At 42.3% G+C, this 875-nt stretch carries 2 tRNA genes; both read left to right on the forward strand.

The features are described 5' to 3' along the window. The first annotated feature begins 26 nt into the window (after positions 1 to 26). Positions 27 to 112, forward strand: a tRNA-Leu gene (locus AB4298_RS12300). Positions 113 to 710: 598 nt separating this feature from the next. Continuing rightward, positions 711 to 784, forward strand: a tRNA-Cys gene (locus AB4298_RS12305). Positions 785 to 875 lie beyond the last annotated feature (91 nt).

Genomic DNA, 875 nt, shown 5'->3' on the forward strand with positions numbered 1-875 from the left:
TACGTATCATCAAAATCAAAGAGTTTGCCCGTGTGGTGGAATCGGTAGACACAAGGGATTTAAAATCCCTCGCTGAATAAGCGTGCCAGTTCAAGTCTGGCCACGGGTACCATCATCAAAGCCTCCGCATCAAGCGGGGGCTTTTTTGTATCTGAGATAAAGTGGATGTTAAAAATCCCTCGCACTCTTCATTGAAATCAGGCGTGCCAGTTCAAGCCCAACCACGGGTACCATCATTAAAGCCTCAGCATCAAGCGGGGGCTTTTTTGTTTCTGAGATAAAGTGGATTTTTAAAATCCCTCGCACTCTTCATTGAAAACAGGCTTGCCAGTTCAAGTAAGCCCACGGATACGATCTTGACCATGAAGAGTGACTAAACTGTCTTTTTACTGACAGAAAGAAGTAAGGGGCCTTACCACAGCACTTCAATACTAGTGGCTGGCACCCATCACAACTAAGCCTCTATAGACCAGAATCTAAGCTTGTAAGAGGGGAAATGAAAAAGATTAATCGAAATAAAGTTCATTCAACATGACGATGATTATCATGATCCTGGTGGTTACCTGTTATTAATTAATCACCAATAGCACATATTTCGTCTTGATAGAATATGTTTTAAGCAGTTGAATAAAATAAACAAATAAGCGGTTGACTCATTTTCATAATCGAGTAAAGTATGCCTCGTTCCCAGCAACAATGGGAAACAAAAGGGCGCGATGGCAGAATGGCTATGCTGCGGATTGCAAATCCGTCGATCTCGGTTCGACTCCGGGTCGCGCCTCCATAACTTCTAAGTCAGTTTACTGGTAGAAGTATAAAGAATAAGAGTTTGGTGAGTTCACTTAATCGCATCTTGATAAGAGTGAGCAGTATTG

Origin of the sequence: Shewanella sp. 10N.261.52.F9, assembly GCF_041471165.1 — a bacterium.
GTDB lineage: Bacteria > Pseudomonadota > Gammaproteobacteria > Enterobacterales > Shewanellaceae > Shewanella > Shewanella marinintestina.